The sequence below is a fragment of the Cutibacterium nasicola genome (assembly GCF_052654715.2).
Genome location: NZ_CP199745.2, coordinates 2,206,523 through 2,231,503, shown reverse-complemented (window position 1 = coordinate 2,231,503; position 24,981 = coordinate 2,206,523). Strand labels below are relative to the sequence as shown.

General features: G+C 62.7%; 17 protein-coding genes, 1 tRNA gene and 2 pseudogenes. 16 read left to right on the top strand and 4 right to left on the bottom strand.

Features of this window, described 5'->3' with window-relative positions; translation table 11 throughout:
* Positions 1–2: 2 nt before the first annotated feature.
* The 4 genes and pseudogenes from ACUCCZ_RS10495 to ACUCCZ_RS10480 form a co-directional block, all read left to right on the top strand.
* Positions 3–464, top strand: a pseudogene (locus ACUCCZ_RS10495) (response regulator); the annotation flags it as partial.
* Between the two features lie 550 nt (positions 465–1,014).
* Positions 1,015–1,902 (top strand): sce7726 family protein, encoded by an 888-nt coding sequence (locus ACUCCZ_RS10490; RefSeq protein ID WP_316088211.1) that lies wholly within the window; start codon positions 1,015–1,017, stop codon positions 1,900–1,902.
* A 7-nt stretch (positions 1,903–1,909) separates the two neighbouring features.
* Positions 1,910–2,881, top strand: a complete 972-nt coding sequence (locus tag ACUCCZ_RS10485; RefSeq protein ID WP_435918225.1) for a sce7725 family protein — start codon at positions 1,910–1,912, stop codon at positions 2,879–2,881.
* Entirely contained in the window at positions 2,874–3,932 is a 1,059-nt protein-coding gene (locus ACUCCZ_RS10480; RefSeq protein ID WP_435918226.1) for an RES family NAD+ phosphorylase, read from the top strand. The genes ACUCCZ_RS10485 and ACUCCZ_RS10480 overlap by 8 nt, the downstream gene beginning before the upstream one ends.
* 2,009 nt (positions 3,933–5,941) lie before the next feature.
* Here ACUCCZ_RS10480 and ACUCCZ_RS10475 read toward each other — a convergent pair.
* The 3 genes from ACUCCZ_RS10475 to ACUCCZ_RS10465 all read right to left on the bottom strand — a co-directional run bounded on the left by ACUCCZ_RS10475 (position 5,942) and on the right by ACUCCZ_RS10465 (position 8,795).
* Positions 5,942–6,017: transfer RNA gene (locus ACUCCZ_RS10475), tRNA-Ala, on the bottom strand.
* 148 nt (positions 6,018–6,165) lie between these two features.
* Positions 6,166–7,416 carry a M16 family metallopeptidase gene (locus ACUCCZ_RS10470; RefSeq protein ID WP_435918314.1) on the bottom strand — a complete coding sequence of 417 codons (1,251 nt, stop codon included), beginning with the start codon at positions 7,414–7,416 and terminating at the stop codon, positions 6,166–6,168.
* A 107-nt stretch (positions 7,417–7,523) separates the two neighbouring features.
* Entirely contained in the window at positions 7,524–8,795 is a 1,272-nt protein-coding gene (locus ACUCCZ_RS10465) for a M16 family metallopeptidase (RefSeq protein WP_435918227.1), read from the bottom strand.
* 203 nt (positions 8,796–8,998) lie between these two features.
* Here ACUCCZ_RS10465 and ACUCCZ_RS10460 point away from each other — a divergent pair, with 203 nt between their 5' ends.
* The 5 genes from ACUCCZ_RS10460 to ACUCCZ_RS10440 all read left to right on the top strand — a co-directional run bounded on the left by ACUCCZ_RS10460 (position 8,999) and on the right by ACUCCZ_RS10440 (position 15,795).
* Positions 8,999–9,418, top strand: coding sequence for a DUF5318 family protein (locus ACUCCZ_RS10460; RefSeq protein ID WP_435918228.1), 420 nt, complete (start codon positions 8,999–9,001; stop codon positions 9,416–9,418).
* Positions 9,411–11,702 (top strand): transglycosylase domain-containing protein, encoded by a 2,292-nt coding sequence (locus ACUCCZ_RS10455; protein ID WP_435918229.1) that lies wholly within the window; start codon positions 9,411–9,413, stop codon positions 11,700–11,702. The genes ACUCCZ_RS10460 and ACUCCZ_RS10455 overlap by 8 nt, the downstream gene beginning before the upstream one ends.
* A gap of 171 nt (positions 11,703–11,873) precedes the next feature.
* Complete coding sequence (locus ACUCCZ_RS10450) at positions 11,874–13,253, top strand: hypothetical protein (RefSeq protein WP_435918315.1); 1,380 nt, start codon at positions 11,874–11,876, stop codon at positions 13,251–13,253.
* Positions 13,250–14,437 carry a mannosyltransferase family protein gene (locus ACUCCZ_RS10445; RefSeq protein ID WP_435918230.1) on the top strand — a complete coding sequence of 396 codons (1,188 nt, stop codon included), beginning with the start codon at positions 13,250–13,252 and terminating at the stop codon, positions 14,435–14,437. The genes ACUCCZ_RS10450 and ACUCCZ_RS10445 overlap by 4 nt, the downstream gene beginning before the upstream one ends.
* Entirely contained in the window at positions 14,425–15,795 is a 1,371-nt protein-coding gene (locus ACUCCZ_RS10440) for an O-antigen ligase family protein (protein WP_435918231.1), read from the top strand. The genes ACUCCZ_RS10445 and ACUCCZ_RS10440 overlap by 13 nt, the downstream gene beginning before the upstream one ends.
* Positions 15,796–15,902: 107 nt before the next feature.
* Here the strand turns inward: ACUCCZ_RS10440 and ACUCCZ_RS10435 are convergent, their stop codons facing one another.
* Positions 15,903–17,156 carry a tyrosine-protein kinase domain-containing protein gene (locus ACUCCZ_RS10435; RefSeq protein ID WP_435918232.1) on the bottom strand — a complete coding sequence of 418 codons (1,254 nt, stop codon included), beginning with the start codon at positions 17,154–17,156 and terminating at the stop codon, positions 15,903–15,905.
* 81 nt (positions 17,157–17,237) lie between these two features.
* On the opposite strand from ACUCCZ_RS10435, the gene ACUCCZ_RS10430 reads away from it, so the two are divergent.
* The 7 genes and pseudogenes from ACUCCZ_RS10430 to ACUCCZ_RS10400 form a co-directional block, all read left to right on the top strand.
* Entirely contained in the window at positions 17,238–18,611 is a 1,374-nt protein-coding gene (locus ACUCCZ_RS10430) for a glycosyltransferase (RefSeq protein ID WP_435918233.1), read from the top strand.
* A complete protein-coding gene (locus ACUCCZ_RS10425) occupies positions 18,608–19,948 on the top strand; it encodes an O-antigen ligase family protein (RefSeq protein ID WP_435918234.1) in 1,341 nt (446 codons plus the stop codon). Before ACUCCZ_RS10430 ends, ACUCCZ_RS10425 begins: the two co-directional genes overlap by 4 nt.
* 126 nt (positions 19,949–20,074) lie before the next feature.
* A complete protein-coding gene (locus tag ACUCCZ_RS10420; RefSeq protein WP_435918235.1) occupies positions 20,075–20,692 on the top strand; it encodes an acyltransferase in 618 nt (205 codons plus the stop codon).
* An 87-nt stretch (positions 20,693–20,779) separates the two neighbouring features.
* The gene (locus ACUCCZ_RS10415) at positions 20,780–21,892 is read left to right on the top strand and encodes a DegT/DnrJ/EryC1/StrS family aminotransferase (protein ID WP_435918236.1); all 1,113 of its coding nucleotides are present in this window, start codon (positions 20,780–20,782) and stop codon (positions 21,890–21,892) included.
* Complete coding sequence (locus ACUCCZ_RS10410) at positions 21,892–22,884, top strand: Gfo/Idh/MocA family protein (RefSeq protein ID WP_435918237.1); 993 nt, start codon at positions 21,892–21,894, stop codon at positions 22,882–22,884. The genes ACUCCZ_RS10415 and ACUCCZ_RS10410 overlap by 1 nt, the downstream gene beginning before the upstream one ends.
* Positions 22,885–22,976: 92 nt before the next feature.
* Positions 22,977–24,347, top strand: coding sequence for an O-antigen ligase family protein (locus ACUCCZ_RS10405; RefSeq protein WP_435918238.1), 1,371 nt, complete (start codon positions 22,977–22,979; stop codon positions 24,345–24,347).
* 97 nt (positions 24,348–24,444) lie between these two features.
* Positions 24,445–24,706, top strand: a pseudogene (locus ACUCCZ_RS10400) (peptide MFS transporter); the annotation flags it as partial.
* Positions 24,707–24,981: the final 275 nt, after the last annotated feature.

Here is a 24,981-nt window from a genome sequence, read left to right as displayed (position 1 = left end):
AGATCCTGCTGGATCTCGGCATGCCGCGTCTGGAAGGGGTGCAGGTCATTGAGACGGTGCGGGATTGGTTCCAGGCGCCGATCCTGGTGATCTCTGGGCGGTCGGGGTCCGTGGGAGGTAGAGGGCCATTGAGGCCGGGGCTGACGGATACGGCACCAAGCCTTTTTGATGGATGAGTTGTTGGCGCAGATTCGGGCCCTGACGAGGAGGATCGGTCAGGACGAAGGAGGATAGCGAGCCGGTCATCCTTTCGGGTCAGTGCAGGCTGAGCTCATCTCGCACACCGTGACTCGCGAGATGATGCTGAGCCTGATCTGGGGTCGGAGTACGCTATCGGCACCGGGTATTTGCGGTTATACATTTTCCCAGCTGTGCACAAAGTTGGAGCCCGGCCGAGCAACCCTCGGTATCTCATCACCGACGCCAGAACGAGGGATCGGTTGGTGCTTGATCTGCAGGAGTGAACTCAGGCCCTAGTCTGAGCAGTCCATCAGGCGAGGTGTCCGTCAAGATGGCCTCCCACTCGCGTCGTGCGCGTGTCACAAGTCGTTGACGAGGTGCACGAGCTTCTCGGAGGTGCCATGGGCAAGGAGGGGAGAGTCCTCGATCTTGAGAGTTTGCGACAAGGGGTACACCCGCCAGGGATACACTCGATTGTAGGGACGACAGGTCCGGTACCGGCGGGTGTGCCCAAACCACCAGGGCGGCGGTTGGCCAGGGGATGTCCGTCGTGAAGCGCATGAAGTTGCCGGTAGCGACCCACGTGGATTCCGCTGCGAGCTGGGTGAGACGGCCGTGAAATCAATGGTCAGTCCGGGGTTCCCACATATCGTCGAGGCGCAGGATGTCGAGTTCCACGTGACGTATGCCAGGTTCGACCACTCGACATCCCCTCGGATGCCATCTGATGACTAGTCGAGCGGCGGCGAGCCATGCAGCGATCTGGCTCACCAGACGATAGTCTTGTATAGCCCGAAGAGTTCACCAGCTGGCCGAGCAGAAGAGGGTTGACATATGGATCTCGACAAGAACGAAGCCGCAGCCCTTAGCCGTCTCTTTTCTGCAGCGGTACTGCGAGACTTCAGCAAGTACGCACGCTCTCCGCTATTCGCAAGGTTACTTTTCCATACCCGCCTCAGCGCATTCGTGCCGTCTGAAGCGACTGTGGGAACCGCATTCAATCAAGCATTCGAGCTACTCAGTAAGTCAAAATTTCGTGACGACTACGTTTACCGGACTGCGATTACAGAGAAGATCCTCCTTGGCCGTCACAACTTGAACACTGCCACGCTTCTCAGCGAGGTTCGTGCTGGCTCATGCAAGGCTGACGTTGTCGTCCTAAATGGGACCTCTACCGCCTATGAGATTAAGTCTGAGCGCGACTCTCTGTCTCGACTGAGAAACCAACTCGAAAATTATCGTCAGGTGTTTGCTGCGGTAAATGTGGTGGTTAGCAAGTCGCATTTGCCGGAGGTTCTTCGCATTACGCCCGAGGATGTGGGAATCGTCACCCTATCTGAAAGGTATAGATTTCAGACCACTCGGGATCCTCAGAACAAGCCCGAACGCGTTAATCCGATGATGATCCTAGACATCTTGCGAATTGATGAAGCGACATCAATCTTGTCCCGTTTGGGGCGGGAAGTTCCGGACGTACCGAATACAAAGATTCGCTCTGAGCTTCAGCGCATCTTCGCCACTCTCGAACCGACCGTCGTCCACGAAGAGACGGTTAAAACTCTCAAGGCTAGCCGATCGCAGGCCAGCTTAGCCTCATTCATTAGTTCCGTTCCCGCTTCGGTGCGAGCGGCCTCATTAGCCGTAAACCCGACCCCCAGCAACAGAGTCCGCATCAAGGAAGCTGTTGACACTCCACTAGCCACGGCTCTTGCCTGGAGATGAGGATCGCATGTACTACCCCTATTTCCGAGGTAAGCAGTTTGAACTAATCGCAATTCGCGAATCGGTCGCTCTGCTCAGAGAATCCGGTTTCGTTCCCATTGTTGAGCCGGTGCGCGCATCCCTCGAAGGTCTGGACAAGACACTCATGTCCTTGACTGATGTCGGGGCTCAGGCGGTGGTGGTGGTGAATCCGCGATACGGAGATCATCGAGAGAATTGCGAGAAGATATTGGAGCTTCTTGAACGGAACTATCAAGGTAGTGACGTAATAAAAGGTGGAATTCTCCTCACGAGTGAAACTAGCCTAGATCAAGCACTTGATCTGATAAGTCGGGTGCGTGGTCTGGCCAAGGAACCCGAGAGACTTGAGGCAACCCTAATTCACGCTGGGTTTACAGACCCACGAGCCCTATCGGATCAACTTGGAGGAGTTGCAGAGGGCTTCCGAAACGTCTTTTTGACTGATCACGCGAATCGCCTCTATAGGAGACATTTCCAAGGAAAGCCGCGAATTTTGGTCAGCGATGGTTTCGTCCAGATGAGGAATGCGGACTATCCACCCGTTGAGGCATTCTCAGACCTGCATATTACTTTCCCGGAGGAAGGGATGGACGGTTATGGGGACTTTCTGACGGTTGGAGACAGCTACAGTGAAGGAGGCGGCCCCGCGTATGCTGTCGCTATCCATCTGACCTTCATTGACCCAGATCAAGATGACGCGATGTTCATTTATCATTTCAAGTCTGATACGAACGACACGCCAACCGATCCGGCCGGAAAGTTTGCACAGGCCTTGGGTAAGATGATCATGAAACTTGATTCTGGCGATTCGAAGCTTCTGGAGACTAGCGCCATTCGTGAGTTCCGAAACCTAAACGAACACGGCCACTTTCCTGGATTAGGGTATGTAAAGAAGCTTTCGATTAAACACCACCTGGAGACGCTCGCCAACTATCATTACGTCAACCGTAATGACTGAGAAATACTGCTGCGCAAATTGTTTCGGAGATCCGGGGCTAACCCAGAGTATTATTCCCAAGGTTATTGGGGATGGCACCGGTCAGCCTCGTGATGGCGACTGCGGCTACTGCGGAACTCGGAACACAATCACCATCAACCCTTCTGCATTGAGTCAATGGTTCGAGATGTTGGTCGATTGCTACGCCGAAAAAAGCGAGGGTAGATCTCTGGCAGCCCTGCTCGCAGAAGACTGGAGTCTATTCGATAACCCTAGTATGGATGAGGCGCACGCCAAGGAACTCCTTGCCGAGATCCTCAATGATGGCGAGATCGTCCGGCGTTCCTTCGTTCCTGTAAGACCGCGGATCAATGAGAAGCCTCAACAATGGGATGCTCTCCGTGATGAGATGATGCACCGTAACCGTTGGTTCCTCGATAAGCCAATTGATCTCGAGCGTCTTGCAGAGATGCTGGAGTTGCTAGTCGCGCCAGCCGGCGCGCTTAAGGAGATCACCGACGTGTGGCATCGCGCTCGCTTACTCTCGGATGACAAGCCCTTCTTTCTCTCCGAGATGGGCGCCCCGCCCGCTCACCTCGCCGGGCACGGGCGCGCAAATCCTGCAGGAATTCCATATCTATATCTCGGCTCAACTGCGACAACGGCAGTTTCTGAGGTCCGGCCGCATACAGGTGAAAAGGCTTGCATTGCGACTTTTCAAGTTCGCCCTATCCGGGCAATCGATCTCCGAGATCCCCGAAAGAGTGCCTCCCCGTTCATACTCGAGAATGCGGAGCAGATCATGTCGCTTAGATCTGGACTCCCGTTACTGGAACGCTTAGGTGAAGAGCTCACGAAGCCCGTGCAACCCCGCAGCGCAGCATATGAGTACATACCAAGTCAGTACCTATGTGAATTCATTAAGAAGCGAGGATACCAAGGAGTTATCTACCGGAGCTCCGTTAGCGACGGTGTCAACTTGGCACTCTTCTCCCCGGAGCACGCCTCCCCTGTGGAGACGAAGGTCATTCTCGTGGATCGTGTGACGGTAGTCATTGCAGGCGCTGCGTGAGCCTGATCAAACCCTCGAGCTAGAATCAACGTTCGCTGCGGGTCGGCCAATAATCAACTCTCGCCCCGCACAACAACTGTGGAGTGGTACATCTCTGGAAGATCGAGGTTCCGGCCCGTCGGTTTCGGCTCGACGAATACACGTCCAGCGACCATTCCTTGCAGGGTCACGCATCGCCCAAAGGGGCGTCGTTCCTCGATCTGCAAGACGCGTGGCAGTCTTCACTGGTGAGTTTATGCGGCTACGTCAACCCAACGTGGGCCGCGTCGCCAGGGCTGCTGCGAGGAGAGACGGGAGTAGGCCGGGGAACGGAGCTGCGAGTCCCTTCATGCGGTGACTGAGAGTGGATTTAGAGACCGGGGCATCGATCTCACCCCTCTCACCATCGGAGAGCAGTTGAACGATCCCCGGCCGTAATGGGTCGGAGAGCGCGGCCAAGACACGGATCAGGGACAGCTTCCCGCAGCTGGGGACTGATCCACGGAGTGCCCTGGCCTCAGGCCCCCGACTCTAGCTTGTTCGATATTCGTGAAACATAGAACACTTTTGTGTCCGTGACCATCTTCGGGGAAGCCCATGCCTCGAACATCGTTATGGCTCTCGGCTCTGCCCATCGCCATCTTTGCCTCTCGTATCGCTGGCGTCCTCAACTGCGTTGCTGCTGACCTCAACACCACGCCCGGAACCGCCGGGCAGCTCCTCACCGGATTCACACCTGCCTTCGCATTCGGTGCGTCCATGTTTGCGGTGTTGTTCGATTGTTTTCTCACACACAAGAACGTATTCATGGCAGGACTGACGATGTTCGTGATCGCGAACCGGGGTTGTGCACGTGCGCCGGCCTGTTCAGCCTGCTGCTATTCCGGATCATTACTAGCCTGTCCGCGGTCGCGGTGTCTATCACTGCGTTCACGGTCGCTGCCCAAGGAGCCTCGAGGGGCAAGCAGGGGACCTTCCTGTCGGTGGTGACAGCGGGGTTTACGGTCGCATTGTTCAAGGGAGGTCCGGTCGGCACATGGTTCTCGCGATCTTCCTGTGCGGTGCGGTGGGCTGATGTTCTATAACTACCTCGGTCCTATCACCCTCACCCTCCTTGGCAGCGACAGCTTGATTCCTCTTCTGCTTCTGATCGTGGACTTGGATGGTATACGCTCTGCGCTACCCGGCGGGCCCTTGGCCAACATCATCGGTCCGCGCCGCGCACGTCTGGCAGTCTTGACACGTACTCGCACTCATCGCCACGCTCAGCACCCGTTACCGCAGTGGTAGGCATAGGTCGATGCAGGCCAGCACCGTCGCAGCCGCTCTCGAGACAGCCATGGCCGCCGGTTCACTGAACATCTCCGGCCTTTATCTTGGCACAGCCGTCGCCGGAGCGCTCGGTGCGCCATCGTCGACAACATCGGGCAGGTCCGCTACCAAAGCGCTCTCCAACCTGGCGCTCACGAACCCATCGTCAACCCCGAAACCTGGCAGCAGGTCCAGACCCTCCTGGGCACCCCGCCACCGCCCCTGACTGCAGACACCTGCAAGTCGCGATTGCAGGGCGACTAACGCTTGCAACTTATTTTGCGTGCGCTTCGCCTGCTACATCTGCACCGGACGAGCCACCCGCACCACAACGTGCACGAGGAAAGCCGTACCTGTCGGCATTACTGAACAACTCGTCGCCGGTTGCCCCCAGTATGTCGTCATTGCCCCGGCTACCTACGCGCAGGTTGCAGCCGCCTTCGAGCAGCGGTTCGCTGAGCGGTCTCAGGCCATCACGACCGCACCGCTACCAAACAGCGACTGGAGGCTGCCGTGGCAGCCATGCCCCTCGAAGCCTACTCAGCGGACGCTATCGGCCTCCTTTACCCCTGAAACGTCACCAAGATCAAATTTGCATCGCCCTGGCGGACGTCATCAAAAATGCCTGGACACTGGGCGGCACGACCACGAGGGTCCCGCTAGCACGTCGCCGCCGGCCCCACATCCGGCTGATGTCAGGTGTGCTAATACGTCTGATCTGGTGGAGCATAGGGGATTCGAACCCCTGACCTACTGCTTGCAAAGCAGCCGCGCTACCAACTGCGCCAATGCCCCGTGGACTTGGACAGTCTAGAGGAACATGGGGCGTTTGGGCGAGTCACATCCTGGGAGCAATCAGCCAAATCTGCCAAAAACTGCCATGGTGACGTTGCCATCCCGCTTTTCGGAGCAGTTTTTGGCAGATTCGCCTGACACGTTCGAGTTACGACAGCACCTCGGTGGGGCTGACGACGACTGCCTCCAACCCACGCTTGGCCAATGCCGGAGCCAGATCCTCCGCTCGACCGCAGATACCGATGCGCCAGTCGTCGGGGTTGAGAAGTTGGCGCCACGCAGTGTTGGCTGACCATTCCTGACCATCCGCCTTCACCGAGGCCACTGCAGCCAGGTGATCGTCGACCCAGGTTGGCGCCAGACCCGCCCGCACCAGAGCAGCCACCTGATGAGCCACCGAACCGGCGGTGTCGTACTGCAGCGGAGCAATCCCCACCAAGTGGTCACGGGCGGAATCAACCTCGTCGTCACGCAGGTCGTCCTCGGACGTGAGAATACTCAACGCCTCGGCGACGGCGTCGGCCCCGACCTCGGTCCGGAAGGACCCAGCGACCGTCGTCACCCCGCCGTCAGGCAGTGGACGAGCTGACATCCCGACCCCATAGGACCATCCCTTGTCCTCGCGCAGCACTTGGTTGAGCCGCGACCCGAAGGTTCCGCCCAAGGCCCCACACGCCACCTTGAGGGCTCCCCACCCAGGGTGGGCTCTCCCCACCGTGGCCTGCTGGATCCTCACATCGGCCTGCACGGCGTCGGGGCGGTCGACGAGGATCACTCGTGGCCCACCGACCCGAGGTGTGGCCGGAACGATCTCCGCCGCTGACCCGGTGGCCGTCCATTGCTCGAACACCGACAGATCGAGGTCCTCGACCCCTTCGCCGGCCACCACCAGCACGGCATCGCTGAGGGTCCAATGCGCGGCCCAGAACTCCCGGACAGCCTCGGCGTCGAGCTTCTCTACCGATGTCAGGGTGCCAATGGTTGGTAACGCCGACCTCGACCCCTCCGGCCACAGGGCACGGGCGGCTGCGAGCCCGGACAAGGCCGATCCACGCTGAGCCGTCTGGGCCAGGGAGGCTCGTGCCATGTCGATCTGGCGGGAGACGTCGGCCTGGGCCAGGCTGGTGATCCGCAACAGCTCGACGAAGAGCTCGGCAGCGGCATCGAACCTCGTGGCGGGAACGTCGACGCCAACGTGGCTGCCGGCCAGACCAGCCGACCCGTCGTAGCTGGCCCCGATCGATTCCATCACCTCCGCAAAGGCGGCGCCGGGGTGAGGGCCGGTCGACTCGTCGGCGGTGCGGACGACGAGTCCGGCCAAACCTTCGAGACCAGCAGGCTCGACGCTCAGGGGCGCGTCCAACCCGATTTCCATGGTGATGATGCGCTGACCGGGCATGGGCACGCGCACCACCGTCAGTCCGGTGGACAGGGTCTCGACGATGCACTCCGGGAAGGACCACGGCGAGCCGGGCCGCACATCGGGACGATCATTGAGGGTCTCCATCACGCCTCCTTGTGGACGACGGTCGATGACTGGTCGGGGGAAAGCCACCGTTTCGCGGCCTCGGCGACCTGGTCGGGGGTGATCGCACGCACTCGGTCGAGGTGGGTGTTGACAAGGCAGGCGTCTCCCAGCAGGGTCTCGTGCATGTTGAGCAGGTCGGCCCGCTCGTCGACGACGGCGAGGGACTCCAACCAACCCCTCTCCACCTGGGACCGGGCTCGCTCCAGCTCGGCCTCGTGCGGTCCATTGGTGGCGAAATCGGCGATGATCTCGTCAACGACCCCGGTCAGCTCCTCCTCGCGGACTCCTGGCTTGAGGTGGGCCGACACCAGGGCCGCCGAGGACCCCCGCGACAGCCCGAAGTCGTTCATCGCGACGCCGTCGACCAAGTGACGTTCCCTTTCCAGGATGCGGATGAGACGCGAACTCATCCCGGACCCGATGACGTCCATGGCCATCGCCACGGCGAGGCTGTCGAGATCGGTGATGGGCGGGGTGGCCCAGCACCGGGTTACCGCGGTCCGAGGCACCGGGCGCTCAACGACCACCCGTCGGTTGTCGTGGCGAATTGGTTCCTGAATGCGCGGCGGGAGATCTCCGGTTGCAGTGGGTACCGCGCCCAGGTACTTCTCGGCGAGAACGAGACCTTCGTCAGCCTCGACACACCCGGAGATGACGAGAACAGCGTTGTCGGGTCGATACCAGGTGGAGTGGAAGGCCGTCACGTCGTCGAGGTGGGCGGCGTCGAGGTCAGGCACCGAACCGATGGCCGGGTGCCCATACGGGTGTGCCTGCCCGAATCGCCCGTCCAGGAGCAGATCGAGCAGGTCGCCATAAGGGGTGTTGTCGTAGCGCTGGCGCTTCTCCTCCTTGACGACCTCCCGCTGGGTGGCGAGGTTTTCCTCGGTGACGGCCAGGTGGGCCAATCGCTCGGCCTCAAACCACAACGCCAGCTCCAACGCCCCGGCGGGAACCGTCTCGTAGTAATTGGTGCGGTCGAAGCTGGTGGACGCATTGGCCGACCCTCCCACCGCCTCGATGGTGGCCAGGTGCTCGCTCGACGCGATGCCGCTCGTGGTGCCCGAGAACATCAGGTGTTCGAAGAGGTGGGCGAAGCCGAAATGGCCGATCTCCTCGTCGGCCGATCCCACCTGGTACCAGATGTTGACGGCAACACCGGGGGAGGTGGTGTCCGGGTTGACGACCACGCGCATTCCGTTGTCAAGGGTCGCGCGGTGGAGATGGAGGCCTTCTGACATGGGTTCGAGCATAGGGGCAGCCGGTGACGTCGTGGGGCAGTCCGTGGTGGTGATGTGGTTTCTGAACTTCGGTGTCGTCACCGCTCGTAGCACCGCCCACGATCATCACCCCGATCACCACAAGCGGGCAAGAGGGCCTTCAAAGCCTCTCCTGCACCCCGGTGCACAACACCACCTGCGTCGCTTCGTCCTCATCGCGCCGTACCCTGGAGGGTATGCAGACGCAGCGAAACGTGGTGTCCCACGCCTTGCAACGCCGTCACACCCTGGAGGCGTTGCTCAGCCCCCAGGTCGACCTCAATGCCCCTACGGCGTGCGACGCCGACCCCATGCTGGTGCGCGCCGCCATGCACCACGGCGAGTCCCTCGACCACGACTGCCCGGTCTGCGAGTCGCCGCGGTTGGTCCTGTTGCGCCACGTCTTCGGCCACCAGCTGGGTCAGTACTCGGGACGTATCCGCACGCTTGATGAACTGGAGGAGATGGAGCACCAGTTCGGTGAGCTCCACGTCTATGAGGTCGAGGTTTGTCCCGACTGTCTGTGGAACCACATCCTCGTCGACTACGTCCTGGGGGATGGTCGACGTCGTCGCCCACCTCGCCATCAGCCGACCGTGGAGGACATTTATGGCTGATCACAAACCTGCCAAGAGGCCAGTCCGACGAGCAGTTCCCGCCACCAGGCCGAAGCGCAACCGTCACGGCAAGCTGAAGAAGTTCCTGTGGGGCCTGTTGGTGACGATCCTGTCGCTGGCGATCATCGCCGTCATCGGCGTCTTCGTCGCGTATGAGCACACCGAGCTGCCCGACCCCAACCGTGACTTCCAGACGAACACCTCGTTCATCTACTACCGGGACGGCAGTCGGCTGGGGTCCTTCTCGGTGCAGAACCGTCAGTCGATTCCTTATGAGTCGATGCCGAAGGACCTGCGCAATGCTGTCGTCTCGGCTGAGAACCGCACTTTCTGGACTGATCCCGGCATCTCGGTCAGGGGCATGGTTCGTGCCACGTGGGCCATTGCCCGTGGTGGCGAGATGCAGGGTGGCTCGACGATCACCCAGCAATACATCAAGGTGTTGTACCTGACCCAGGAACGTACCATGAGCCGCAAGTTCACGGAGCTCTTGCTTGCGGTCAAGATGGGTAAGGAAGTGCCCAAGGAGGACATCCTCGCCGGATACCTCAACACCATTTACTTCGGTCGTGGTGCTTACGGTGTTCAGGCTGCCGCCAAGGCCTTCTTCTACACTGACGCGTCCAAGCTCACCTTGTCCCAGTCGGCGGTGCTGGCCTCGGTCCTCAACAGCCCGGTGAACTTCGACCCGAGTGCGGGAGTGGCTGCTCGCGAGAGGCTGTTGCAGAGGTACCGCTACGTTCTCGACGGCATGCTCGAGGCCGGCAACATTACTCAGGCCCAGCATGACGAGGCCTACCGTGAGCTGCCGAAGTTCCCGAAGGTCCCCGACTACAACCGGTGGGCGGGTACCGACGGTTACCTCATGAAGATGGTTCATGACGAGTTGACTGCCAAGGGGTTCTCCGACCAGCAGATCAAGGGGGGTGGGCTGAAGGTGACTACCACCCTCGATCGCAACGATCAGAAGGCAGCCGTCGCGACTGGCCAGAAGTACAAGAAGATCGCTGGTCGCAATGCTGGGGAGAAGGGTGCCAAGAACCTTCATCCGGCGCTGGCCTCAGTCGACGTCAGTACCGGCGGAGTGCTTGCCCTTTACGGTGGCGACGATTACATCTCCAACACCCGCAACTGGGCACGCACCCCCCGCCCTGCTGCCTCGACCTTCAAGACCTATGCCGTGGTCGCGGGGATGCGTCACGGTTTCAGCCTGCGCTCCCGTCTCGAGGGTGACCCGTTCACCCCGGACAGCGACAAGACCGAGGTCCGCAACGACAACAACGAGAGTTTCGGTACCGTCAGTCTGTATCGGGCCACGGAGAAATCCATCAACACGGCCTTCGTCGACTTGGTGGCCCACACGAAGCACGGCCCGAAGGAGGTCGTCAAGGCCGCGACCGATGCAGGGCTTCCCAAGGGCACCGGCTGGGACCTCAACAACCGCATCGCGCTGGGTACTGCCGAGGTGAGTCCGCTCGCCCAGGCTGGCGGCTATGCGACGATCGCCAACGGTGGCAGGCAGGTGACCCCGCACGTGGTGGCGAAGGTGGTCGATCCCTCCGGCAAGACGGTCTACGAGGCGTCCAAGCCCTCCAAACAGACCATCCAGGCTGACATCGCCCACGACGTCACCTATGCCCTGCAGTCAGTGGTCAGGGGAGGTACGGGGCGAGCCGTCTCCGACTTCGGCCACGAGGTTGCCGGCAAGACGGGAACCGCCGGTGTTGAAAAGCAGGTGACGGCGGCATGGTTCGTCGCCTACACCAGGCAGGTCTCGACCGCGGTCATGTTCGTCGCCGGTGATGGCGGCAACGAGGACCTCAACCGCTACGCCAGGGAGGGGGCGTCGAGCTTCTACGGCGGCGGGTATCCGGCTCAGACCTGGGTGGACTACATGGCGACGGCGATGAAGGGAATGCCTCACAAGTCATTCGCCGACCCCGATTGGGTGAACCTCTCCGGTAAGCACTATGGCGACACTGAGCGGCCAGTGGTGCCGGCCGAGGGCAAGTCTGACGACAACGAGAATTCCGACTCGGGCTCGTCGAACTCGTCGGACTCCTCGACCGCGACGGCGTCTCCCAGTTCCATCCCGACGACGTCGAGCACCAGACCGACGGCTTCGGCCACTCAGGAGCCTTCCACGCCGTCACCGACCAAGACCGAGACGACCCGCATCCGGCGTCCAACCCATACCGTCCGACCGACGCACACCGGTCATCCCACGACGGGAGAGACGACGCGCGGCGGGCTCCAACCCGGTGGTCCGGGCCACAATGGGTAGCCTGACGACGTGACCATTCCCGATCCGAAAGACGACGCCATGGTTGCCGACAGCCGTGCCGTCGCGCACCCGAATGGCGGATCCATGGGTTACGCAGCCCGCCGTGCTCTTGACGCCCCGAAGCGATCCCGCGTGTCCCGACTGGGGCTGGATCGCCGTCTGGGTGGGCGTATTGGTCGCCATGCCTGGCCACGAGGCGTCTTCTTCGATCCCGGCTGGTGGGCCATCATGAGCGCGATCGTGGTCTGGTTGTTGACCATCTACCGGGTCACCCCATGTGTGCAGCATGACGCGGCGAAGGCGGTCGATCCTTACCAGCGGCAGTGCTACTCGGACATCCCGACGATCTATCGGTCCTCGGGGATGGGTCACGGTGGAGCGTTGTTCTCGAACCCCGACATCGCTCAGCCCCCTCTCGTGACCGTTCTCATGGCGTTCTGTCGCCGAATGGTGTGGGCCTTCGGCGCACAGGTCTCCCCGAAAGCCACTGACCAGCAGGTTCTCGACGCCGCGAATGCTTATTGGGGGGTCGCCCAGGTCGTGCTCTTCGTGGCTTTCCTGGCGGTCGCCATCTCGGTCATGCTGCTGGGTCGCGGCTCAGACGCCAACCTTCCGGTCGGCGGGGAGAGCGGCCCCACCCAGGCTCGACGCCGTTCCTGGGACGTCTTCTGGGTGGTGCTGTGTCCGGCGGTCTACCTGAACGGTCTCATCGACTTCTCCATGGTCCCGGTGGCCCTCGCCACGACGTCGATGCTGGCGTGGTCGCGTCGTCGGCCCTGGTTGGCCGGGATCCTCATCGGCCTGGCCTGTGCCGGAAGCCTGCAGGCTGCCGTGGTGGCCTTCGCCGTACTGGTGTGCTGTCTGCGCGCGACCCGGCTGGCGGAACTCGGACGGTACCTGTTGTCGGGTTTCCTCGTGCTGGTGGTGTGCCACGTCGCTGCGGCGTGGTTGGGCCTCACCTCGTGGTGGACCTGTCTGCGGTCGGTTTTCTGGTCGGGCACCGGTCTGGGAACGATCTGGTATGTCATCCAGGACTCCTCGGGCGGTACGATCCCCGGGATCGGCTGGATCACCGGTGCCTTGACGATTGGTGGCCTGCTCGGTCTGGCATGGCTGTCGATGACGGTCCCGAGGCGTCCGCGCATCGCCCAGGTGGCCTGCGCAGCCCTGCTGATCCTCTTCATCACCAACAAGGTGTACTCGCCGCAGTGGGTGCTGCTGCTCGTCCCGCTGGCGGCCCTGGCACGTCCCGACCTTCGCGACTGGGCCGTCCTCATGGTGGGGGAGTGCTTCTACTCGTTGGCCGTCTGGGCCCATCTGGGCGGGCTGTCCCTGCCCGGCGGTTCTGACGCCGACATCGTCTACTGGGCCTCCGTCCTGCTGCGTCTGGCCTGTGAGATCTGGTTCGTATGGGGTGTTGTCGACGACATCCGACGGCCATGGAATGACGTCGTCAGGGCGGGGTATGCCGACGATCCCACCGGTGGGGTGCTTGACCACCTACCAGACCCGGCGCTCGAGGATGAACCCGCCGCGGGGGCTGCCCGGTGACGCGCACCGGAGCAACGAGGTCGACGCGAGTCGCGACGTCATTCACCCCCGCCGATGATGGACGCCTGGTGACCCAGACATGGTTGGGGAGCCGAGCGATCCTGTTCATCGTCGCCGTGGCCATCATGGCCGGGTGCCACCGCACCTTCTCCCAGGTGATGGCCAACTGGGACGTCCAGCACTTCATGTCCATCGCCCGTAATGGGTACGCCGATCCCGTGGAAATGGCCTTCTTCCCCGGACTCCCGGCGCTGCTCAGGGTCGGCAGCCTCGTCGGTCTACCGATGGAGGTCACCGGAGTCCTGCTCGGCCTGGTCGGGTCAGCCTTGGCGGCCTGGGCGCTGTTTCGTATCGGTGGGACGGTACCGGCGTGTCTGTGGCTGATCGCCCCGACAGCGGTTTTCACCGTCGTCGGGTACACCGAATCCCCATTCTGCGCCGCTGCATTCTGGTCCTGGGAGCGTGCCCGGTCCGGGAAGTGGTGGCCAGCCGCGTTGCTTGCCGGGCTGGCGTGCACCTTCCGTGTCTCGGGACTGTTCCTCGTCGGCGCCCTGGCCGTGATGGCGGTCCTGGGTGACGGCGACCGGCATCGTCCCACCAGTCAAGCTGCTCGACGCCGCCGTACCACCGAGATCGTCAATCGGCTTTCGACTCTCCTGGTGCCAACCGCTGTTCTCGTCGCCTTCGTGGTGTGGCTGCATCGGCTGACCGGGTCGTGGACGGCTTGGTCCCAGGCGCAGACCAAGGGATGGGGACGTGGGTTCACCACCCCTGTCGAGACCTTGCGACACACCATTCCCGCGACCCACCCCGAGACCTTGGAAGTCACCTACGGCTCCGGGGCAGCCGGAGTGGCGGTCGTGTTTCGCCTCGAGCTTGTCTCGGTCGTGCTGGGCATCCTCGTCGTGATCTATTGTCTGATCCGTCGTCGTTGGGCCTCGGCATCCTGGGTTGGTATCCAAGTCGTGGCCTTCTCGATCGGTTATTGGTACATGAGCGTCAACCGTGCCACTCTGTTGTGGTTCCCGCTCTTCGTCGCGCTGGCTGAGCTCACTCGTGGCCCGTCCAAACCGCCCGGTCTGGTGTTGCTGTGGCGCGGAATCATGGGCATCATCGTCGTCGCTGATCTCGCCGTCATGGTGTGGTGGGGCTGGCGCTTTTTCACCGGGAGGTGGGCCAGTTGAGGCTGGAATACGCGCGCAGGGTCGGGAGTCTTCCAACCCTCGAGAAGGTCGTCGTCGCCGTCGTCGTCATCACCCTGTTCGCGATGCAGCTCATCGACACCCGGCATGGTCTGTGGACCCCTTGGACCGTCTCGATCCAGCTTGTCGGATGCGCCGTCGTGACGATGTGTCTGGCGCCAGCAGCATGGCGACGACGTCATTCCATGAGTCGAACCGGCTGGATCTTCATCGCCGAGATCACGACCATCATGATCTGGTCCCTGATCTCGGCGATGGTGGCCCCGAAAGCTGTCGTGTGGCGGACGACGGTGCCACGCATCCACCAGGTCATGCCAGCCGTGACAGCCTTGGTCACCTTGATGGCGGCGGTGGCAACGGTACTCGTCCTGTCTCGCCATGCTCGTCGGCTGGCGACCCTGGGGGGGTCTGCTGCGGTGCTTCTCGGCGCTCTCGTGGACTGGCCGGTTCAGGCGTCCATCCACCGCAGTCCCAGGCTTGCCAGCGCTATGGGTGGCTCGGCGGTTGTCCACGTCGCGATCATCCTGGCAGCTGGTGTCTTCTTCGACGCTTCTCGGATGGCTCGCACGCGTCCGCGGCAACTTGCCCTGGCCATGGTGGGATGTCTTGCCGTCGGCATGACGATCGCCACCGGTTCCCGCGCCGCCCTCATCGTGCTGTTCATCTTCGGCGCCTGGGCGCTGGCAGCCTGGGGACGACACCATCCGCGCATCGCGGGGGGTGTTGCGGCTGCCGCAGCGGTGATGCTGGTCGCCCTCGTTATCCGTGTACCCGCTCTGCAACGTCTGGCCACATGGACCTCGCCGGCCCGTCTTCATGCCGCTTCGGTGGGATGGGACGCGGTCTCCAGCTCCTGGACGTACCTGCTTCTCGGCGTGGGATCCGGTCGGGTCTTTCCGTGGTATTCCATCGAGGACAAGTTCATTGCGGCCCCGGGAGCCGGCATCATCGGCACTCCGTTCGGGGTTGCCCTCAACTCTGCTCATTCGGTCTTCGTCGCGGTGCTCACGGAGTTGGGCGTCCTCATGTTCCTGGTGTTGTGCGCAGCCGCCGTCGTGCTGTGGGTCAATGCCTGGCATGACGTCCGCCGTCGCTCCACCTGGGCGGTGACCTCGATGGTGCTGGCGGCCACCACGGCTGCATGGGTTTTTGACACCTATCTGCTGAAGAACTTCGCCGTGTCGACGTGGTGGTGGTTGATCGCTGGCTGCGTGTTGGCATCTCATGGCTGCAACGCAGAGCGTGTTGGCTCGGCAGTGGCCTCGCCGGAAGGGCCCGGCACCGTGGAGCCGAGCGGTGAGGAATCAGACGACAGGAGTTCGACCAGCCCGATGTTGTGACGGCGGCTCCGGGCGGCGATTCGGGCGCCGACCGCGTTGAGGAAGTCGTCAAAGATGTGGCGGTTGCCGGGAACCGGCAACCGCCACATGAGGTCATCCAGGAGCCCCTACTTCTTACGAGCGAGCACCACACCATCCAGGTGAGCGTGGCACATTGACAACAGCTCGAGGTGATCGCTCAGTTCGCGCTTCGAGGTCACTCCCTCCCCCACGACGGCGATCGCTGAGGTGGTCTTGGATGCGACCGTGAGGGAGTCAGAGGCCTCGAACCCTGCTGAGGCGTTGACGATCACGTTGTCGTAGCGACGGCCCAGCTCGTGCAGGAGAGTCGTCAGCGCCTCGCCGCCGAGCAGCTCGCCGCCGTTGGCGGTGGCCGTTCCGGCCGAGATGAAGTCGGCCTCGTCTCCCTTGCCGCTGACGAGGACGTCGCCGTCATGAGCGCGTCCGGCGAGCAGATCAGACAGCCCAGCGCAGGTACGGTCCAGACCACGTGCCTGGGTTGCGCTGCCATGAGCCAGATCGGCGTCGACGAGCACCGTCCTGGTACCGGTGCGGGCCAGGCTGTCGGCGACAGCCGCGGCAATCACTCCGGCCTGGGTGGGTCCGGAGCTGGGGCACAAGGAGACGGTACGAATGCCGTCTCGTGACGGCATGAAGGAGATGTTGTGGGCCAGCGGTGTGATCTCGCTGGTCGTCGGGGATGCCGAAACGCGGCCCAGAACCGAGGAATCGACGACCTCGGCGACGTCCTCCGGCGAATGAATCCTGGTGTTCAGGATGGCTCGGACGAACAGGTAGATGAGAGCGACGAGGATGCCGATGAGCACACCGACGACCATGCTCTTGGTGGCCGAGCGCTCACTTCCCTGCACCGGAGAGATGATGACGGTCGCCTTGGAGATGGACAGTACCGGCTTGTTGTTGCTGGCATGCGGCACCCGGGCAACGGCCTTCTTGAGGTCCGTGACCATGGTGTCGACGACCTTCTTGGTGTCGGCCTCATTGTCGCTGGAGTAGATGATCTGCAGGAACATCGGGGAAGGGGTCACCTTGATGGCCTGCTCTAGCGACTTTGACGACACCCTCGGGTCCAGGCTGGCGCCGAGGGGCTCCAGCACCGCGGCGGAACTGAGGTAATCGGCATAGGAAGCGACGAGGTGGGTGGTGTATTCCGAGGCCGCCGCCGGATTCTGGAACGTGTCAAAGGCCTCTGACGTGAACAAGACGTCGGCCTCGGCCTCGTAGCTCGCATGGGACATGGCGTAGTGGCCGACCCCAGCGACGATCGCGACGATGACGGCGACAATCGCCGATGAGGCCAAGAAATGGCGCGCGTTCCGGAACACTGTACGTAGCTGCATCCAACGACCGATCTGTCAGGGGTGGAGGTGTGTATAGGCTGGAACCACCATAGCCCGTAGGACAACCAAGGAGCATCAGCCATGCGACGATCCGGCGCACTCTCCGGCGTGGTGGGACGCGCGAAGCGCTGGCTCGCGCAGCGGGTCCGCCGTGTCCGCCCTTCCCAAGGGGTTTCGCGCCAATCAACCGGTCGGCACCATGACAAGCCGCTGGTCGTCCTGGTGACGTCCCGGTTCCCCTACGGATCTGCCGAGCAGTTCATTGTCGCGGAATTGCCCCACTGGACGGGTCGCGACGTCGACATGGTGGTCTTGCCGGAGAAGAACGACGCGCCGAATGTCCAACCCCGTGATCTTCCTGCGGGCGTCACCCTCGACACCCGCCTGTTGAGGAAGTGGGGAAGCCAGAAAGGGCGTGCGCTGTCAGTTCTTGACGCCCTGACGTCCGGCGTCTTCTGGCGAGAAGTCCGCGATCTCGCCAACTTGGGCCGTCTGGACCGTTCTCGCTTCGTCTTCGCCTTGCGGTCCTGTGCCCAGATCACCATGGTTCGACGCACCTTGGCCGAACTGTCAAGGGAACACGGCGGGATCGAACTCGTCTACACCTACTGGCTGGCCGTCTCGACAGTGGGCGCTGCGCTGGCGAAGAAGCAGGGGGCAGTGCGCCGCGTGGCCTCCCGGGCTCACAACGCCGACATCTACGAGGATCGTCATCCCCTGGGCCATCATCCCGCGGTGCGCCAGATCGTTGACGAGGTCGATCTGCTGGCCCCGATCGCCGCCGATGGCGCCGAGTTCTGCGTGAGCCGCTATGGATTTGATGAGAACCACGTGGTCGTCAGCCGGTTGGGTGTCGACATCCCCTCGTGCGGGGAGTGGTCCCGGCCCAGTCCCGACGGCGTCTTCACCGTCTTCTCCGTCAGCACCATGACACCTTTCAAGCGGCTCGATCTGCTCATCGACTCCCTGGCGGAGCTGTCCCAGCGATGCGGATCGACCACGCTGCGCTGGGTTCACGCCGGTGAGGGACGTCTCCATGACGAGCTTGCTGCCCGGGTTTCCGAAAGGCTCGAGCCTCGCGGGGTCGAGGTGGAGTGGCTGGGCCAGCTCGGACACGACGAGCTCTTCGACTGGTACCGCACCCACGAGGCCGACGTCCTGGTCAACACCAGCTCCTCGGAGGGCATCCCGGTGTCCATGATGGAGGCGATGGTGCGCGGCGTGCCGGTCATCGGTACCGATGTGGGCGGGGTTCGTGAGATCCTTCCTCCGGACTGGCTGATGCCGTCCGATCCGTCAGCGTCAGAGGTGGCTGAGTTCATCGCGACGCGGATGAATGATGTCAAGTCCGAACGGACTCGTCAGGAGGTGGCCCGTTTGGTGGCCGAGAAGTACGACGCCGATCACAACTTTGACGTCTTCGTCGACCGGATGGTAGCGGTGGCACAGGCATGACGACGATGGCTCAGCGGGCTGCTCTTGCGAGCTCCCAGCCCTCCCGGTTCGCAGTGTGGTTCGTGAAGTTCTTCCTCATCCTGTTGCCATTCGCGTCAGCATGGGCTTCGACGATCACCCTTGCCGGACTTCCCCCGGTGCGTTTGCTGGTCATCGTCCTGATGTTGGCAGCTCTTGCGGCGCGCCCGCGGGTGGAGATCGTCTCCCAGGTCCTCATCGCCGTCGGCATGTTCTGGATCGCCATGGGCCTGTTCCTGATGCGGGATGCTGAGGGGTTCAAGGAAATTCTGGGGGTTCTCGTCGGTCTGGTGACGATGATTTCCGTGACCCTCGTCGGCCACGGGCTGTCCTGGATCATCCTCATGTGCCGGGCCTGGCTGGGAGGCGTCATCATCGCGATCCTGCCTGGCTTGTTCGAGATTGCCACTGGCAAGCACATGCCCAACTACCGGTTGGGTGCCCCGGCCTATGTCCGCAGGACGGCGACCGACATCGCCTCATTCATGGTCAACCCCAACCTTTTCGCCTACTTCATCACTGCCGGCATGGTTGCCCTCATCGTGGGATGGCAGCTCGAGAAGGGCGGGCTGAAGTGGACCTACTTCATCGTCGCGCTCCTCGTGCCGCCGGTGACCTGGTTCACCGGGTCTCGACTCTGCGTGGCAGCTTGTCTGGTGCTGGTGGCCTGGATGTGCGTGCGCTCCCGGGTTCTGACGATGATCGCAGCCATCGGGGTGTGCGTCGGTGCCATCGTCGTCATTGCCTCCGGGATGATTCCCAGGCTCATTGACGCTTACAACACTTTCATCGTCAACCTCAACTCGAACTCTGGTCAGACCCGTCTGCACCTGTACCAGAACGCCGGATGGATGTTCGTGAACACCAAGGGCGTCGGGATCGGACCGGGTCGGTACACGGTGGAGGTCGCTGCTGCGCCGTGGCGCACCTACGGTGCCATCGACCCGCACAACGGCTTCACCGAGGTCTTCGTCGGCTACGGCCTGCTCGTTGGCGTCGTCCTCGTCGCTCTGGCCCTGGCTGCCCTCGTCGCAGCCATCCGCCGTGCCGGGGGACATCCCGGGTACACCGAGACGCTCCTGCTGCAGGCGGTTGGTGTGAGTCTGCTCCTCTGCCCGCTGTTGGCCATGGCCAACAGTTCGTACCTCAAGAGCCCGGTGGTCTGGTGCCAGATGGCCACCATTGCGCTGTGGTGCCAGTACCTGCTCAGACCCGGCCTGGCTCCGCGCAGGTCTGAGAAGTATCAGGGTGACGACGTGCGGCGGCTTCCGCGTCGACGCCGAGTTCTGACCCGAGCCATCTCAGTTGGCCAGAAGTGAGCCCCCGCCACGTTCGAGAGCCGCCGTCCTGTGACCTGTCCGGCCTACTGAGAGTGCCCCTGTCGGCGTCGTGTCGTTGGCGCGAGTACGCTGGACCCGATGCAACCGGCATGAAAGGCTTCCCACATGGGTGAACCACGGATCATCGACACCGCTGACCTGGACGACGGTGTGACCATCGGCGACGGTTCGTCGATCTGGCACCTGTCCCAGGTGCGCGGCGGAGCCGTCCTCGGCGAGAACGTCGTCGTCGGGCGTGGCGCCTACATCGGCGAGGGGGTGCACGTCGGTGACAACTGCAAGGTCCAGAATTACGCGCTCGTCTACGAGCCTGCGCAGCTGGAGGACGGCGTGTTCATCGGCCCGGCGGTGGTGCTCACCAACGACCACTTCCCGCGCGCCATCAACCCCGACGGCTCCCTCAAGTCGGCTGACGACTGGGAGCAGGTGGGCGTGACCTGCAAGCGCGGCTGCGCCATCGGCGCTCGCTCCGTGTGCGTCGCCCCCGTCACCATCGGTGAGTGGGCCACGGTGGCCGCCGGATCGGTCGTCACCAAGGATGTCCCGGCTTACGCCTTGGTGGCTGGTGTACCGGCTCGTCGAATCAAGTGGGTGGGCCGTTCCGGCTTCCCGCTGGATCCCGACGGTGAAAACAAGTGGATCGACTCGCGAACCGGGGACCGATTCGTCGAGGATCCCGACACCGACACGCTGACCCTCGTCAGCGAGGGCGAGCAGGCCTGAGGTCGTCGTCGCCCAATTCAACCCCGTTGTGGGTGCCGCGGCGCCCACAAACCGGACATCCCGTCCGAACAGTTAGGAGCTTTCAACGTGACTGCCCAGTTCATTCCACCTGCCAAGCCGATCCTCGGTGACGACGAGCACAAGGCCGTTGACGAGGTCATCGCCTCCGGCATGGTCGCTCAGGGCCCTCAGGTCCACGCCTTCGAGGAGGAGTTCTCCTCCCAGGTCGTTGACGGAGTCCACTGCGTGGCCGTCAACTCGGGCACCTCAGCCCTGCACATCGGCCTGCTGGCCGCTGGCATTGGTGAGGGCGACGAGGTCATCGTCCCCTCGTTCACCTTCGCCGCCACCGGCAACTCCGTCGCCCTGTCCGGCGCCAAGCCGGTCTTCGCCGACGTCGACCCGGTGACCTTCAACCTGGATCCGGTCTCCGTCGAGGCTTCCGTCACCGACAAAACCGCCGCGATCATGCCGGTGCACCTCTATGGTCTTCCGGCCAACATGCCGGAGATCCTCAAGATCGCTGAGAAGCACGGCCTCAAGGTCTTTGAGGACTGTGCCCAGGCTCACGCCGCCAGCATCGACGGCAAGCATGTCGGCACCTTCGGCACCTTCGGCGCCTTCTCCTTCTACCCGACCAAGAACATGACCTCGGGTGAGGGTGGGATGATCACCACCTCCGATCCGGAGGTCGCTCGTGAGGCTGCCATGCTTCGCAACCAGGGCATGGAGAAGCGCTACGCCAACGAGTACGTCGGTCTCAACAACCGCATGACCGACATTCACGCCTCCATCGGTCGCGTTCAGCTCACCAAGCTGGCCGGCTGGACGAAGACCCGTCAGGAGAACGCCGCCTTCCTGTCCGAGAACATCACCGAGGCCGTCACCCCCGCCGTCCCGAAGGGCTACGTGCACGTGTACCACCAGTACACGATCCGCCTGGAGGGAGCCACCGGCGAGCAGCGCGACCGCTTCGTCACCGCCCTCAAGGAGGAGCATCAGGTCGGTTCGGGTGTCTACTACCCGATTCCGAACCACCGTCTGCCCTCGCTGGCTCCGTACGCCCCGGGTCTGGAGCTGCCGAACACCGAGAAGGTTGCCGCCGAGTGCGTCTCGCTGCCGGTTCACCCGTCGCTGTCCCAGGCTGACCTCGAGCGCATCGTCGCCGGCGTCAATTCGTGCGCGAAGGCAGGTGCCTGATGGCGAACCTGCGCGCCGGCATGGTCGGCATCGGCTCGATGGGCAAGAACCATGTTCGCAACCTGCGCGCCATCGACGGCGTCGACCTGGTAGCGATTGCTGATGCCTCTGGCAAGGACCCGTTTGGGGTCGCTGGTGACTTGCCTGTCCTGCCCGACGTCGACGCCGTCATCAAGGCTGGGGTCGACTACTGCGTTGTCGCTGCTCCGACGAAGTTCCACGAGGAGATCGGTCTCAAGCTGGCTGAGGCGGGTGTTCACGCCCTCATCGAGAAGCCGCTTGCCTACGACACCGCCGCTGCCACCCGTCTGGCCGAGGCCTTCCAGAGCAAGGGCCTGGTAGGTGCTGTCGGTCACATCGAGCGGTACAACCCGGCCTTGCAGTCGCTGCGCAAGCGTCTGGAGAACGGCGATCTCGGTGACCTCTACCAGGTGGCCACCCGCCGTCAGGGCCCCTTCCCAGCCCGTATCGCAGATGTCGGCGTCGTCAAGGACCTCGCCAGCCACGACATCGACCTCACCGCCTGGGTCACCCAGCGTGAGTTCGAGCTGGTTGCTGCCCGCACCATGTTCAAGGCTGGTCGGGACTACGAGGACATGGTCTCGGCGACCTGCCAGCTCTCTGGTGGGCTCATGAGCAACCACCTCGTCAACTGGCTGACCCCGACCAAGGAGCGTCGTACCTTCGTGACAGGTGAGAAGGGCATGTTCGTCGCGGACACTCTGACCGCAGACCTCACCTTCTACTCCAACGCCAAGGTTGCAACGGTGTGGGACGACATCGCCAACTTCCGTGGTGTTGCCGAAGGTGACGTCACCAGGTTCGCGATCCCCAAGCCCGAGCCGCTGCGCACCGAGCACGAGAACTTCCGTGACGCCGTGCTGGGCAAGGACTCCGACATCGTGACGATGGCCCAGGGCGCCAAGGTTGTCCAGGTCTGCGAGGCGATGATCAACTCCGCCGCCACCGGGGAGTTCATCAGGACCTCCTGACACATTGGTCATGATCGGGCCGGGCCGATTGCGTTCATCGATGCGTTCGGCCTGGTCCGGGCGACCGAATCACCAACAACCCCAAGGGTAGAATGGCTGGCATCTTTGGTTACCACGACTCCTCTGACGACCTGCGGGTCGTGACGTCATTGCGCTCGGTCGACCCCGCCCAATGGTTCAGCTGGGGGGCCGAGGTGGTCGTCGCGTGCCTGTTCCTCACCTGTACCTATGTCATGGTGGCCCAGCCATTCTTCGGCAATGGCGCGTGCCCTCTGATGCTCCCGCTCTTCGGAGCGGCTGCTGTGGTGCTGGAGGTGTTGTGCATCGCCAGGGATGCACGGGGGATACCGACTCCGCGGGAGTGGTCTGGCCCCCTCACCATCGTGGTGTGCAGTTTCCTGGCTCTGCTGGTCTGGGCGGCGGCCTCAATCCCCTTCCATGACCATGTCGTCTATGACGATTCCATGGGGGTCATCAGGGACATGCCGCTCTATGCCCTCGTCGTGCCCCTGGCCGAGGCGACGATGACGATTCTCGTCGCTGTCTTCGCGTGCCGACTCATCGCGGTGGAGAACCTCGAAGGAGCGCTGTGGCGACTGTCCATTCTGATGGCGATCGCGAACCCAATTGGGCTCGTCGCCGAATACTCAGTCGGTAATACGACCGGATGGCGGGTTGCCACCAGGCTCGGTGGCGCTGCGATCTGTCACGTAGTGCTGATCCTCGCCTTGGCCGTCGCCGTCGAGGCCGTCATCCGGAACCGTCACCGGATCATCTCGAGCGTGGCCGTCGTCAGCCACCTGGCCTGTGTGGCGGCGTCCGGGTCCCGTGCCGGGATCATCTGCCTGGCCCTGTTCATCGTCGGTCTGTTTTTCTTCGGACGCCCTCATCGCGGACGAAGCCATAAGCAATGGGCCATCCTTGCGATCCTGGGGATAGCGGTGGCCGGAGTTGCCATGTGGCTCGTCTTGACGCTGCGGGCGGGGTCGCTGGTGGACCCAGCGCGGGCGAGGACGTGGGCTCTGGCGGGGCGCGTCGTCCTTGAGTCACCGGGGCGTTTCCTGATGGGAACCGGCTATGGGACCATCTGGCCATGGTTCGTCTTTGAGTCCGCCTTCATGCCCGGGGCCTCCCACGGCATGCGCCAGACCCTGTACGGCTACAGTCTTCCGCACGCTCACAGTGTTGTGGCCCAAGTGCTGGGGGAGCTCGGGGTGATCGGCCTTGCCCTGGTGCTGGTCTCCCTGGGCACCGTCATCGCGGTGTGCATCAGGGGGATTGGCGGAGACTGCCCGGTGTTGTGCCTCGGGGTGCTCGCGACGATACCGGCCTTCCTGATGGACACCTACCTCATCAAGAACTTCCCGATCGCACTGTTCTGGTGGTTCTTCACGCTGGTTGCCTGCCGCCTGGTGACGACTGCGGGGAACGATCCTGCTGAACAAGTGTCCTCAGACCGCTGATTCGTGCGGGAAATCCGTGCTCAGCCGTGGTTTTTCGGGGTGAATCAACAGACAGTACGGCTGGGTACTAGCCTGAACCCGTTGTCAGCTCACATTTGTGACGGCTCTGGGATACTTCCTGACGATGTTCCGCTCCCCGAAGGTCACCGACCGGGAGCGTGGTCACCTGTGGTCCTTCCTCCCGCTGTGGGTGGGCCAGGTGCTCTTCATCATGCTCTTCGAGCAGGTGGCCGGAAAGATGGCCCCGTCGCCAAGGACAGTACCGACGGCCACATCGCAGGTTCCGCCCTTCTCAAGCCCGAGCCCAGGTGATCAACCCAGCCACCGTGCTCATCCTCGCCGGTTTGTTGAGCGTGTGGTTGCTGGCAGCGGCTTGCGGTCAGGGTCTGGCTGCGGTGACGATCGTGCTCTTCGCCATGGACCCAGTCGAAGATGCGAAGATGGGGGACGTTGAGCAGGTGTCTGAGGAGGCCGGGGGCGAGTCGACTGGGTTGTGTATCAGAGGCACCCAGCCTGACATGCCTTGGCCAAGGTGCCTCCATCGTGTGTGGCGATCGGGTTGCTGACAGCTCCTGGTGCCATCCCAGGTGGCAGCCGATGGGATCAGGAACCGATTTTCCACCAACGTCCAGCG